The sequence below is a fragment of the Pseudomonas antarctica genome (genome assembly GCF_001647715.1).
In the GTDB taxonomy this organism is placed as follows: domain Bacteria; phylum Pseudomonadota; class Gammaproteobacteria; order Pseudomonadales; family Pseudomonadaceae; genus Aquipseudomonas; species Aquipseudomonas antarctica_A.
This window is the reverse complement of sequence record NZ_CP015600.1, coordinates 5684674-5697870: the sequence shown is the minus strand read 5'-3', so window position 1 is coordinate 5697870 and position 13197 is coordinate 5684674. Positions and strand designations below refer to the sequence as shown.

Sequence of the window (13197 nt, the reverse complement as noted above, 5' to 3'; positions counted from 1 at the left end):
CGGAGCTCCCGATGAAACGAAGCAAGTACGTCCAGCTGTCGCTGGCAGCGTCGGTCGCCATGGCGATATCCGGCTGTGGGCCGACGGAAAAAACCTACGATTTGCAGAAGAAGTACAACTTCCAGTCTGTTCAGCAATGCGCCGATGAAAAGCTGCCGGTGGATGTGTGCTCGGACGCCTACATGACGGCCATGGCCGAGCACCGGCGCATTGCCCCGGTGTACGACAGCCAGGCCGATTGCGATGCCGACTTTGTCGCCAACTGGTGCCAGCAGGATTCCACCGGCAAGTTCATCCCCAAGCTGGGCGGTTTCGAACTGACCGCCGCCGGCCAGGTGACCCAATCCCAGGTCGATGCGGCCAATGCGCAAGCCGGCGGTTCTCAAGCGAACAGTGGCGGCTCAGGCTTCTCCACCAGCAGCCTGCTGACCGGCCTGCTGATCGGCAACATGCTCAGCAACAATCGCAACAGCTACCGCTCCGAGCCGGTGTATCGCTATCGCGATGATCGCGGCAATTACGGCAACTCGACGCTTAACCAGCGGGTCTCGAATGGGGCGACATTCGGCCGTTCCAACCAGGCCAGGTACGGCAGCAGCAATTACACCAACACGCTGCGCTCCTCCAGCAAGCCGGTGTCCGTGGCGTCCTCTACCTCCCGTGGCGGCTTCGGCAGCAAAGCCAGCGCCCGCAGCGGCTGGGGCGGCGGCGGGTCGAGCAGCTAAGGAAACCGGGCCATGAAAAAAATCCAATGCGCAGAACGTCATGACTGGAAACAGACTGCCGACAGCCTCGGCTTTCTGTTCCACACCATTGACGGCGAACCCTACTGGGACGAGCGCGCGTACTACCAATTCACGCTTCAGCAAATCGAGCGCGACCTCGAAGACCCGACCACCGAGATCCATGACATGTGCATGGACCTCGTGGCCCGCGTGGTTCAGAGCGAAGAGTTGCTGGAACGCCTGAGCATTCCCGCGCCGTTCTTCGACATGATTCGAACCTCATGGCTCGAAGGCCACCCGCACCTGTACGGGCGCATGGACTTCTCCTACAACGGCAGCGGGCCCGCCAAGCTGCTCGAACTCAACTACGACACGCCGACCAGCCTCTATGAGGCCGCGGCGTTTCAATGGGGCTGGCTGGAACAATGCATCGAACGCGGCCTGCTGCCCAAGCATGCCGACCAGTTCAACAGCATCGACACCAAACTGCACCAGGCCTTCGCCCAATTGCAGGTCAACCAGCCGTTCTACTTCGCCTCGATGAAAGACTCGGTCGAAGACAAAGGCACCACCGACTACCTGCGCCTCGTCGCGGAAAAGGTCGGCATCGAATCACGCCACATCGACATCGAAGACATCGGCCTGACCAGCGACGGCCGTTTCGTCGACCTCGAAGATCGCTGGATTCCCCACCTGTTCAAACTGCACGCCTGGGAATTCATCTTCCACGAGCCCTTCGGCACCGCGATTGCCCAGTGCGATACGCAGTTTTTCGAGCCCGCCTGGAAAGCCATCCTCTCCAACAAAGGCATCCTGCCGCTGCTGTGGGAATTCAACCAAGGCCACCCCAACCTGCTCGCGTCCCACCTGGATACCGACCCCGGCAAAGCCGTGCCAAAAGGCTGGGTGCGCAAGCCGTTCTTCTCCCGCGAAGGCGCCAATATCGAACTGCAAACCGCCGACGGCCTGATCGTAAAAGAAGACGGCCCCTACACGGATGCGCCGTTTATCCTCCAAGAGTTTGCACCGCTGCCGCGCTTTGGCGACAGCTACACGCTGATTGGGTCGTGGGTGATTGGCGATCAGGCCGCCGGCATTGGCGTGCGCGAAGACAATAGCTTGATCACCAAGGACTCAAGCCGGTTCTTGCCGCACCTGATCCTCGACTGAGTGAGTTAGCGGTAAACACCAACGCAATGCTCAAAGCAGCCAAGATCAAATGTGGGAGCGGCGGTGCGACGATTCGACTTGCCCGCGAAGACGGTGTGTCAGTCACCGAATAGATTGACTGACCCACCGCCATCGCGGGCAAGCCCACTCCGACAGTTTTTTGCCGGCCACACAGCCCCTCAACCTCAGCCCTGACGCGCCGTCACCGCCGCATACCCATTCATCAAATTCCGATAGTTAGGAATCCGCTGAGACAACAAATTCCCCAACCCTTCCATGTCATTGCGCCAGTCACCCTGCAACTCACACGCCACCGAAAACCAATTCATCAACTGCGCCCCCGCCTGCGTCATCCGGCTCCACGCCGCCTGCTGCACCGTGGTATTAAACGTGCCCGACGCATCCGTCACCACAAACACCTCAAACCCCTCCGCCAGCGCCGACAACGTCGGGAACGCCACACACACATCCGTCACCACACCCGCAATGATGATCTGCTTACGCCCAGTCGCCTTGACCGCCTTAACGAAATCCTCGTTATCCCACGCATTAATTTGACCAGGACGAGCGATATACGGCGCCTCCGGAAACATCTCCTTCAACTCCGGCACCAACGGTCCATTAGGGCCCTGCTCGAAACTGGTGGTGAGGATGGTCGGCAGGTTGAAGAACTTCGCCAGGTCCGCCAGAGCCAGCACGTTGTTCTTGAACTCGTTGGGGGAGAAGTCCTGCACCAGCGAGATCAGACCGGTTTGGTGGTCGACCAGCAGGACTACGGCGTCGTCTTTGTTCAAGCGGCTGAGAGTTGGAGTGCTCATGATTGAAATCCTTTTTTGTTTAGGTCGGTTTGGCGTTGCGTTCAACATGGGCACAGATTAATGGGTGGGGCGTGGGGGATAAATCGGGTGGGAAAGGTAAGACTGTCAACGCATAGGTGACAATGGTTGGAGGGCCAGCAGTACCGGTCCCTTTCATTTGCAGGACGTTTCCTAGAGAATCCCAGCGGCTTGCGCCAGCAAAATCCCGCGACTAGGCTGCGGACCGTCACTGCACATTCAGTGATCGGGTTTAGTCGCCCGGACTTCGCTAGGCGCACGCGCCATCCCAAAGCCAGGTGTCTTCTCAGCTGCACTTTATGGTGGCTGTGCGCAGGGCACCTTCGGGTGCGCCGGTGCCTAGCGGCCGGTCGACTAACCTGCGTACAGCCGCCACCTCTGCTCGTTTAGTCGCGAAAGGACGGTGGTAATCACTTACCGCTAGAGGTTTTCTATGGATAACGTTGTTTCGGATTTGCCGTCATCGGCTGCGACTAAGCCATTTACTGTTAACGAAGAGCTGAGCTTCGAGGATGCCTGGGTGCGAGTGGCCGAGTTGCTGCAGTGTGCGGTGGCTACGTCGCAAGTGCTTGGTGAACCGCTGGGGGCGCCGCATAGGGCGGTGATGCATTTGGTGGAGATGGCGAAGATGGTGGCGGATCGGGCTGTGGAGTGTTTGCAGCCGAGGTAGTGTGCCTTGAGAGATGGGTATCTCGATAGCTGACCCGCTTTTGCTTATTCCAATTGTCCAATAGCTGTTTGGACAATTGGTTTGTAATTCTCACGGGCATTAAAAAGCCGGCTTGTGGCCGGCTTCTCGGGGACTGCCTCAGCTTGTTTTTGACAAACCTCACCAGCCTTCAAATCGCTCAGCCCACATCACGTCTGGCTGAATAGTAGGGGCATCAGCGGGAACTCCTCCGCATCGCCGAGCAGGATAGATAGCGCAAAGCCATCCCCTGCCAAATGTGCGGCGCATGATACCCACATTCATTTCAAATGCCTACCTCCGGGTCCGATTTAGAGCCTTCCCAGCCCAGCAGGTGTTCGTCCAGTGGCACCGGTCGGCGGTTGTTGAGGGTGGACCACCAGAACACCCAGCCCACGATCTCGAAGTTCTGTTCGAAGCGTTGCTCGTGGGTGAGGTATTCGTCGGGGTGTTCGCTGGCGTTGTGGCTGCGCATGCGCAGGCCGCCGCCGGGGCGGTTGTAGAGGTATTTGATGCGTAGCATGCCGTCGTGTTCGACGGCGTAGATTTCGCCGTCGGTGATTTGGCTGCGGCCGCGGTCGATGGCGAGGGTGGCGCCTTGTTGGATGATGTCGATCATGCTGTTGTCGACCATGTAGGCGCCTACGGCGCGGTCGGGGTTTACGTTGAGGGTTTCGAGGGTGTGCAGGGAGACGCGGATGCGTTCGGTGGAGGTGAAGGTGGGGTGGAGGGCGATCTCCACGTCGATTTTTTCCGGGAGGCAGGCGGGGCCTGTGAGGTATTTGCCGCTGTCTTCGCGGGTGCGCAATCCTTTGGCTGTGTCCGGGCCTTCCAGCAGGAAGTTGGCCGGTGGGTGTTTGAGGCCTTCGCCGGTGCGTAGCCAACGGCTGGAGACGCAGAGCAGTTCTGCGATCTCGTTGAGTCGGCCCATGGGCACGCCGCGTTTGAACCAGTTGTTCACGTGTTGAGGCGTGACACCGCGGTTCTTGGCGAAGTCGGAGGCGGAAAGATGAACTTCCCGTAATAACGCTTTTAGTCGATCACCTGATGTATTCATAAACGCAGAGTTTACTGGCCGGAAAAATACATCAAATAAACCATGTGTTGAATTGCGCGTGTAGGGATTTGCTTAGTTGTAGTCCGATATTTCAGTCATCTAACTTTTTTAAACGCTGCGCATTAAACATTGAACTTGGAGTTTAATTTTTCCCACAAAAAAAGCCCCGAATAGTCGGGGCTTTTTTGATTGCCAGGGCAATGAGGAGCGGGTATCAGCCTTTGTAGGCAGCGACCGACTTCATGATCTCGGCGCGGGCGGCGTCTGCGTTGCCCCAACCGTCGATCTTCACCCATTTGCCTTTTTCGAGGTCTTTGTAGTTCTCGAAGAAGTGCTTGATCTGTTCCAGCAGCAGTGGCGGCAGGTCAGTGTATTCCTTCACGTCCACGTACAGCTGGGACAGCTTGTCGTGGGGTACCGCGATAACTTTGGCATCGCCGCCGCCGTCGTCGGTCATGTTCAGGATGCCGACTGGGCGCGCGCGAATCACCGAGCCTGGGGTAACCGGGTAAGGGGTTACTACCAGCACGTCGAGGGGATCACCGTCGTCAGCCAGGGTGTTCGGGATGAAACCGTAGTTGGCCGGGTAGAACATCGGGGTGGCCATGAAACGGTCAACGAACAGGCAGTCGCTGTCTTTGTCGATTTCGTATTTGATCGGCGCGTGGTTGGCCGGAATTTCGATGGCGACGTAGATGTCGTTCGGCAGGTCTTTGCCAGCCGGAATCTTGCTGTAGCTCATTGGGCGTTGCCCCCGTAGTTGGCCATGGAACATGGCCGGATTGGCCTAAAAGTGGCGGCGATTATAGGCATATTCTGACGCCGACGCTATGCGTCAGACGTCGTGTGGCGCGTGGCGTTCAGTCTGGTAGAGGGCGTCGCTGGCTTGCAGTTGGGTCAGGCGGGCCAACGGGTCCTGCCGATAAAAGCGGCTCAGTTGCGCGTACACCTGGGGATACGTGCTGACCAGTAAATCCGGAGCGCTGAAAAAATATTCGCTGGTGACGGCAAAGAACTCCGCCGGGTTTTCGGCGGCGTAGGGGTCGATTTCGGTGTCGGCGTGCGGGTTGGCGTCCAGCTGACGGTTGAGGTCGTCAAAGGCGCTTTGCATCACGCGGGCCCATTCCTGCACGCGCATGTCGTGGTGCAGCGGTGGCAGGCCGTTGGCGTCGCCGTTGAGCATATCGAGCTTGTGCGCCAGCTCGTGGATCACCAGGTTGTAGCCTTCCCACTGGCCGCTGGCCAACACGCCGGGCCAGGCGAGGATCACCGGGCCCTGTTGCCAGGCTTCGCCGCTGTGTTCGCCATCCCATTCGTGCTCGACGCCGCTGGCATCGCGATGGCGCTGCGGGCTGAGGAAGTCGTCGGGGTACAGCACGATTTCGTGGAAACCCTGGTACCAATCGAGGTCGCCGAGGTTCATCAGCGGCAATTGCGCCTGGGCGGCGAGCAGCAGGCGTTGTTCCTGGTGCAGGTCGACGCCGGGCAGGGCGGTGAGGTGTTTTTCGCTGAGAAACACCACGCAGGCTTCACGCAGCCACTGGTCTTGCTCGGCGCTGATGCCGTCGAGGAAGGTCAGGTGGTGGCGCACCCGTTGCCAGGTGTCATCGGCAATCGGGTGCTTGGCCAGCAGGCGCCGGCGACGCCAGGCGCTGAGGGACCACATCGCGGGTTACTGCGGCTTGGCTTCGGAAGAGTTGCGGCCAAAGCGGCTGCGGAATACGCCGATGATCATCGGTACCAGCGACAGCAGGATGATGAACACCACCAGCAGCGAGAGGTTTTTCTTGATAAACGGCACGTTGCCGAAGAAGTAACCCAGGGTTACCAGGCCGCCGACCCACAGGATGGTGCCGAACACGCTGAAGCCGAAGAAGCGCGGGTAGGGCATTTTGGCGATACCGGCGACGAACGGCGCAAAGGTGCGCAGGATCGGCAGGAAGCGCGCCAGGGTCACGGTTTTGCCGCCGTGCTTGTCGTAGAAGTCGTGGGTTTTTTGCAGGTAGTCGCGGCGGAAGATTTTCGAGTTCGGGTTGCTGAACAAGCGTTCCCCGGCCGTTCGACCAATGACGTAGTTGGTGCTGTCGCCGAGAATCGCCGCCAGCATCAGCAAGCCGCCCAGCAATATCGGGTCCATGCCGCCGCCTGCTGCGACAGCGCCGGCGATGAACAGCAAGGAATCACCCGGCAGGAAGGGCATGACCACCAGCCCGGTTTCGCAAAAAATGACCAGGAACAGAATGGCGTAGATCCACACTCCGTAGTTTCTCACCAGCATGTCGAGGTACACGTCGAGATGCAGGATCAGGTCGAGCGGGTTGAAATCCATGGATGGCACCTGTGTGAATGGCCCGGCTCAGCAGGCCAGTGCGGGGGCTACGGGTAAGTAAGGCTACAAGTGTATGCCGTATTTCTTACGACCTTGAAGGGTCGGCATTATACGTATTGAGAGGTGAAAAGCGTGTTGGTTTTGTAGCGGGGGATGTCGTGGGTATTCCGGGCATGCTCGCTCTTAAAGATGACTCAGGTCTAAATGTGGGAGCTGGCTTGCCTGCGATAGCAGAGTGTCAGTCAACACAGTGCTGGCTGGCCCACCGCTATCGCAGGCAAGCCAGCTCCCACAAGGGATCAGCGGCGTTCTCTCAGTCCTCGCTGATCGGCAACACGTAGTTCTTGAACTCCGTATCTTCACGAAACCCGATCGACTCGTAAGTCTTCTGCGCCACGTCATTGTTACTGCTGGTCGACACCCGCAGCCGCACCGCATGGGTTTCCTTGGCCATTTTTTTCGCCGTGCGCATCAAGTTATCCGCCACCAACTGCCGGCGGGCGTCTTCAGCCACGTAGATGTCGTTGAGGATCCATACCCGTTTCAGCGACAGCGACGAAAAGCTCGGGTACAGCTGGCAAAACCCAAGCAGTCGCTTGTCGTCGTCATCGGCCAGGGCCAGGTAGATCACCGACTCCTTTCGGCGCAGGCGCTTTTCCAGAAAGGCCCGCGACGAGTCCGGGAAGGGCAAAGCCCCGTAGAACTCGCGGTATTTGACGAACAGTGGCGTCAACAGGTCCAGGTGTTCCAGGGTCGCTTGAGTAATCCGCATGCCAGGCCTCAACTTCCAAAGGGGTATGACCACACAAGCGGCCGTGACTGGATGCTGCCTAATGGTGAAAAAAAGTGCAATCGCGCTGCTATTGGTCATCCGGTGGGCTGAGTAGGAAATTGCCTTTCATCAGGTCGGGATCATCGGATTCGAGGGTCATAACCTGCGCCTCGTCCTTGAGATTGACCCCCGACAGCTGCCGACGACACGCCTCTTTCATCAAGTACAGCAGGCGATGCGCGGCCATGCCGTAGCTCAACCCCTCAAGGCGCACATTGGAGATGCAGTTGCGATAGGCGTCGGTCAGGCCGACCTTGGGGTTATAGGTGAAATACAGGCCCAGGCTGTCCGGCGAACTGAGCCCTGGTCGTTCGCCGATCAAAATCACCACCATCTTGGCGCCGAGTAACTGGGCGACTTCATCGGCGACCGCCACACGGCCTTGTTCCACCAGAATCACCGGCGACAAGGACCAGCCTTCGGCGTGGGTCTGTTCCTCCATGCGTGTAAGAAACGGCAACGTATGTTTATGCACCGCCAGTGCCGACAGGCCATCGGCCACCACGATAGCCAGGTCTACGCCGCCAGGGTTGGCGGCTGCATAGTCGCGCAGGCGTTGCGCCGACTCATCGCTCAAGCGGCGCCCCAGGTCCGGGCGTTGCAGGTACATATGGCGGTCAACCGCAGCGCTGTGCAGCAACAGGCTCTCACGCCCGCGTTCGGCCATTTGGCCGCTCAGGCCCGCAGCGTCGAAGGGCAGGTGCACCGCGTCGCGCGCCTGGGCGTGGGCGAACTGGAAATCCAGCTGCGCGCTGGTGGGGATGCTGGTGCCGGTGCGGCCCAGGGCAATGCGCGCCGGGGTCAGGCGGCGCAGTTCCAGCCACGGATTATCAGGCAGTTCTACTTGCACGGGCGGCTCCTTCATCCCAATTGCTTCAAGGCGTGGCGAAACGCCGGTGGCAGGCTGTTGCCGAAGTGCACTTTGCCGTCGGCTTGCGTGAAGATGCCCATTTTCGCCAGCCACTGTTCAAATTCCGGCGCCGGCTTTAAACCCAATGTTTGGCGGGCGTACAGGGCGTCGTGGAACGAGGTGGTCTGGTAGTTGAGCATGATGTCGTCGGAGCCGGGGATGCCCATGATGAAGTTGATCCCGGCCACACCCAGCAGGGTCAGCAGGGTGTCCATGTCGTCCTGGTCGGCTTCGGCGTGGTTGGTGTAGCAAATGTCGCACCCCATCGGCACGCCGAGCAGCTTGCCGCAGAAGTGGTCTTCGAGGCCGGCGCGGATAATCTGCTTGCCGTTGTACAGGTACTCGGGGCCGATAAACCCTACGACGGTGTTCACCAGGAACGGTTTGAAATGCCGCGCCACGGCGTAGGCACGGGTTTCGCAGGTTTGCTGGTCAACGCCAAAGTGCGCGTTGGCCGACAAGGCGCTGCCCTGGCCGGTTTCGAAATACATCAGGTTCTGGCCCAAGGTGCCGCGATTCAGGCTCAAGCCCGCCTCGTAACCTTCCTGCAGCACGCTCAGGCTGATGCCGAAACTGGCGTTGGCGGCCTCGGTGCCGGCAATCGACTGAAACACCAGGTCCAGCGGCACGCCACGGTTAATGGCCTCGATGGAGGTGGTGACGTGGGTCAGCACGCAGGCCTGGGTCGGGATTTCGTAGCGCTGGATGATCGCGTCGAGCATCTCCAGCATGGCGCAGATCGAGGCGATGCTGTCGGTGGCCGGGTTGATGCCGATCATGGCGTCGCCGTTGCCGTAGAGCAGGCCGTCGAGAATGCTCGCGGCGATGCCCGCCGGTTCGTCCGTAGGATGGTTGGGCTGCAGGCGGGTCGACAGGCGCCCGCGCAGGCCCATGGTGCCGCGAAACTGAGTGACCACGCGGATCTTCTGCGCGACCAATACCAGGTCCTGCACGCGCATGATCTTGGAGACGGCGGCGGCCATTTCCGGTGTCAGCCCGGGCGCCAGGGCGCGTAGGCTTTGTTCGTCGGCCGCGTCACTGAGCAGCCAGTCACGCAGGCCGCCGACGGTCAGGTGGCTGACCACGCTAAACGCCTGTTTATCGTGGGTGTCGATGATCAGCCGCGTGACTTCGTCGCTTTCGTAGGGGATCAGCGCTTCTTCCAGGAAGTGTTTCAACGCAATGTTCGCCAGCGCCATCTGCGCGGCCACCCGCTCGCCGTCGTTCTGCGCGGCCACACCGGCCAGGAAGTCTCCGGAACGTGCGGGGCTGGCCTTGGCCATCACGTCCTTGAGGCTGTCAAAGCGGTAGGTTTGAGCACCCACCGCGTGGGAAAAGCTTGCCATACAGTGTCTCCTTGGCGACGCGGGCAGGCTGTGAGTAAAGCGCCCGCGTCGAGGTTTACGGCAGTTAGTGCAAGGCGGCCTCTGCGGCCTGGATCGCCGCGAATTCCTCTTCCGGCGTGCCTGCTACCAAGTGATGCCGGCTGTAGAAAGCAAAGTAAGCAATTAATACTCCATAGATGATCGCAGCGCCAATCACCACCCGTGGATCCACCAGAAAGCCCGCCACCACGGCCACGCACGCCAGCACCAGCGCCACGCCGGAAGTGAAAATGCCGCCCGGTGTGCGGTACGGACGGTCCATTTTGGGGCGACGGATGCGCAACGTGATGTGCGCGGCCATCATCAGCACGTAGGAAATGGTTGCGCCAAACACCGCCACCAGGATCAGCAAGTCACCCTGGCCGGTCAGCGACAAGCCAAAACCGATGATGCCGGGGATCACCAACGCGAGCACTGGCGCTTTGCTTTTGTTGGTTTGGGACAGTTTGCGCGGCAGGTAACCGGCACGGGACAACGCGAAGATCTGCCGCGAATAGGCGTAGATAATCGAGAAAAAGCTCGCGATCAATCCCGCCAGGCCAACCAGGTTGACGAAGCCGCCCATCCAGGTTGAACCGCCGTAGGAGAGTGCCAGTGCTTCAACCAGCGGGTTGCCCGATTTGATCAGCGCGTAAGTCCCCGCGCCACCCGGTGCAATCACCAGAATCAGCAGGGCAAAACTGGTCAGCACCACAATGGCGCCGATCAGGCCGCGTGGCAGGTCGCGTTTAGGGTTTTTGGTTTCTTCAGCGGCAAATGGCACGCCTTCGACTGCAAGGAAAAACCAGATTGCATAGGGAATCGCCGCCCACACACCGACGTAGCCGAACGGCAGGAACGTGCTGGCGCCCTTGGCCTCGGTCACCGGAATATCCAGCAAGTTGGCGACGTTGAAGTGCGGCACCATCGACACCAGGAACACGCCCAGGGCAATCGCGGCGACGGCGGTAATCACAAACATCAACTTCAAGGCTTCGCCCACGCCGAAGATGTGGATGCCGATAAAGATGATGTAAAACGCCAGGTAAATCATCCAGCCGCCAATGCCGAACAGCGACTCGCAATAAGCGCCGATGAACACCGCGATGGCGGCGGGGGCGATGGCGTATTCGATCAGGATGGCGGTGCCCGTGAGGAACCCGCCCCAAGGGCCAAAAGCGCTGCGGGCAAAACCGTAGCCGCCGCCGGCGGTGGGGATCATCGAAGACAGTTCAGCCAGGGAAAAGCACATGCACAGGTACATGGTGGCCATGAGCAAGGTGGCGAGGAACATGCCGCCCCAGCCACCCTGGGCCAGGCCGAAGTTCCAGCCGGCGTAGTCGCCGGAGATAACATAGGCAACGCCAAGGCCGACTAACAGCACCCAGCCGGCGGCGCCTTTTTTAAGTTCGCGTTGTTGGAAGTAGTCGCTGCCGACTTTTTCGAAGTCGACGGAAGAGCCAGTGGGTTCGCTAGGCATAGGGAAGTACCTTCCATTGTTATTGTTCTAATTCGGCATCTTTGTGCCGAATGCGAGTTGCAAGGACATGTGGAGATTCAATAGGGGAGCAGGCTTGTGTGGGAGCTGGCTTGCCTGCGACAGCATCACCTCGCTGTGCCTGACACACCGAGGTGCCTGCATCGCAGGCAAGCCAGCTCTCACACTTGAATTGCATTTCAAGTTGAGAACTGGGCGCCTGTTACAGGGTTTAGTTAGAAGAAGCCCAACGGATTAATGTCGTAGCTCACCAGCAAGTTTTTGGTCTGCTGGTAGTGGTCCAACATCATCTTGTGCGTCTCACGGCCCACGCCGGACTTCTTGTAACCGCCAAACGCGGCATGCGCCGGGTACAGGTGGTAGCAGTTAGTCCATACGCGGCCCGCCTTGATCGCACGGCCCATGCGGTAGGCGCGGTTGATGTCGCGGGTCCACACGCCGGCGCCCAGGCCGAACTCGGTGTCGTTGGCGATCGCCAGGGCTTCGGCTTCGTCCTTGAACGTGGTGATGCTCACCACCGGGCCAAAGATTTCTTCCTGGAACACGCGCATTTCGTTGGTGCCCTTGAGCAGGGTCGGCTGGATGTAATAACCACCGGCCATGTCGCCGCTGAGCTTCTCGACCTTGCCGCCGGTCAGCAGTTGCGCGCCTTCGCCCTTGGCGATTTCCAGGTAGGAGAGGATCTTGTCGAATTGCTGCTCGGACGCCTGGGCACCGACCATGGTGTCGGTGTCCAGCGGGTCGCCGCGTTTGATCTGCTCGACCTTTTTCATCACCACTTTCATGAAGTCGTCGTAGATCGACTCTTCCACCAGTGCGCGCGATGGGCAGGTGCACACTTCGCCCTGGTTGAAGAACGCCAGCACCAGGCCTTCGGCAGCCTTTTCGATGAACGAAGGTTCGGCTTTCATGATGTCGGCGAAGAAGATGTTCGGCGACTTGCCGCCCAGCTCGACGGTGGACGGAATAATGTTCTCGGCCGCCGCGTGCATGATGTGCGAGCCCACCGGGGTCGAGCCGGTGAAGGCGATTTTGGCGATGCGTTTGCTGGTGGCCAGGGCTTCGCCGGCTTCTTTGCCGTAACCGTGCACCACGTTCAGCACGCCTGGCGGCAGCAGGTCGCCGATCAGCTCCATCAACACGTTGATGCCCAGCGGGGTTTGCTCGGCCGGCTTGAGCACCACGCAGTTACCGGCGGCCAGGGCCGGCGCCAGTTTCCATGCGGCCATCAGCAGTGGGAAGTTCCACGGGATGATCTGGCCGACCACGCCCAGCGGTTCGTGGAAGTGATAGGAGGCGGTGAGTTCGTTGATCTCGGCGCTGGTGCCTTCCTGGGCGCGGATGCAACCGGCGAAGTAGCGGAAGTGGTCGGCGGCCAGCGGGATGTCGGCGTTGAGGGTTTCACGCACGGCCTTGCCGTTGTCCCAGGTTTCGGTGATGGCCAGCAGTTCGAGGTTCTGTTCGATGCGGTCGGCAATTTTCAGCAGCACCAGCGAACGGTCCTGGGCCGAGGTCTTGCCCCAGGCATCCGCGGCGGCATGGGCGGCGTCGAGGGCTTTATCGATGTCTTTGGCAGTGGAACGCGGGAATTCGGCGATGGGCTTGCCGTTGACCGGCGAGGTGTTGGTGAAGTAGTTGCCATCCACCGGCGCAACGAATTCGCCGCCGATGTAGTTACCGTACTTGGCCTTGAACGAAACGATCGCGCCTTCAGTACCGGGATGTGCATAACGCATGGTGGGTATCTCCTGACTTTTATGTTTATTGGAGTACAGCGGTGTTGCGCTT

13 protein-coding genes are annotated in these 13197 nt (G+C 59.8%); 3 read left to right on the top strand and 10 right to left on the bottom strand.

Annotated elements, in window-relative coordinates:
• The first annotated feature begins 11 nt into the window (after positions 1–11).
• The gene (locus A7J50_RS25850; RefSeq protein WP_064454310.1) at positions 12–725 is read left to right on the top strand and encodes a DUF1190 domain-containing protein; all 714 of its coding nucleotides are present in this window, start codon (positions 12–14) and stop codon (positions 723–725) included.
• A gap of 12 nt (positions 726–737) precedes the next feature.
• On the top strand, positions 738–1895 hold the full coding sequence (locus A7J50_RS25845) for a glutathionylspermidine synthase family protein (RefSeq protein ID WP_064454309.1): 1158 nt from the start codon (positions 738–740) through the stop codon (positions 1893–1895).
• Between the two features lie 185 nt (positions 1896–2080).
• Here the strand turns inward: A7J50_RS25845 and ycaC are convergent, their stop codons facing one another.
• Positions 2081–2713, bottom strand: coding sequence for an isochorismate family cysteine hydrolase YcaC (gene ycaC, locus A7J50_RS25840; RefSeq protein ID WP_064454308.1), 633 nt, complete (start codon positions 2711–2713; stop codon positions 2081–2083).
• A 451-nt stretch (positions 2714–3164) separates the two neighbouring features.
• Between ycaC and A7J50_RS25835 the strand changes: the two genes are divergently transcribed.
• On the top strand, positions 3165–3401 hold the full coding sequence (locus A7J50_RS25835) for a DUF6124 family protein (RefSeq protein WP_064454307.1): 237 nt from the start codon (positions 3165–3167) through the stop codon (positions 3399–3401).
• A 304-nt stretch (positions 3402–3705) separates the two neighbouring features.
• Here A7J50_RS25835 and A7J50_RS25830 read toward each other — a convergent pair whose 3' ends face one another.
• From A7J50_RS25830 to A7J50_RS25790, 9 genes are all read right to left on the bottom strand, one after another.
• The gene (locus A7J50_RS25830; protein ID WP_064454306.1) at positions 3706–4476 is read right to left on the bottom strand and encodes a LexA family transcriptional regulator; all 771 of its coding nucleotides are present in this window, start codon (positions 4474–4476) and stop codon (positions 3706–3708) included.
• Between the two features lie 214 nt (positions 4477–4690).
• Positions 4691–5218, bottom strand: coding sequence for an inorganic diphosphatase (ppa, locus tag A7J50_RS25825; RefSeq protein ID WP_003176323.1), 528 nt, complete (start codon positions 5216–5218; stop codon positions 4691–4693).
• Between the two features lie 93 nt (positions 5219–5311).
• On the bottom strand, positions 5312–6142 hold the full coding sequence (locus A7J50_RS25820; protein WP_064454305.1) for a zinc-dependent peptidase: 831 nt from the start codon (positions 6140–6142) through the stop codon (positions 5312–5314).
• A 6-nt stretch (positions 6143–6148) separates the two neighbouring features.
• The gene (locus A7J50_RS25815) at positions 6149–6805 is read right to left on the bottom strand and encodes a DedA family protein (RefSeq protein WP_064454304.1); all 657 of its coding nucleotides are present in this window, start codon (positions 6803–6805) and stop codon (positions 6149–6151) included.
• A gap of 313 nt (positions 6806–7118) precedes the next feature.
• On the bottom strand, positions 7119–7577 hold the full coding sequence (locus tag A7J50_RS25810; protein WP_053258200.1) for a GNAT family N-acetyltransferase: 459 nt from the start codon (positions 7575–7577) through the stop codon (positions 7119–7121).
• A gap of 88 nt (positions 7578–7665) precedes the next feature.
• Positions 7666–8502, bottom strand: a complete 837-nt coding sequence (gene eutC / locus A7J50_RS25805; RefSeq protein ID WP_064454303.1) for an ethanolamine ammonia-lyase subunit EutC — start codon at positions 8500–8502, stop codon at positions 7666–7668.
• The gene (locus A7J50_RS25800; protein ID WP_064454302.1) at positions 8499–9893 is read right to left on the bottom strand and encodes an ethanolamine ammonia-lyase subunit EutB; all 1395 of its coding nucleotides are present in this window, start codon (positions 9891–9893) and stop codon (positions 8499–8501) included. Before A7J50_RS25800 ends, eutC begins: the two co-directional genes overlap by 4 nt.
• A 64-nt stretch (positions 9894–9957) precedes the next feature.
• Positions 9958–11391, bottom strand: a complete 1434-nt coding sequence (gene eat, locus A7J50_RS25795) for an ethanolamine permease (RefSeq protein WP_064454301.1) — start codon at positions 11389–11391, stop codon at positions 9958–9960.
• Positions 11392–11624: 233 nt separating this feature from the next.
• Positions 11625–13145, bottom strand: a complete 1521-nt coding sequence (locus A7J50_RS25790; RefSeq protein WP_064454300.1) for an aldehyde dehydrogenase family protein — start codon at positions 13143–13145, stop codon at positions 11625–11627.
• Positions 13146–13197: the final 52 nt, after the last annotated feature.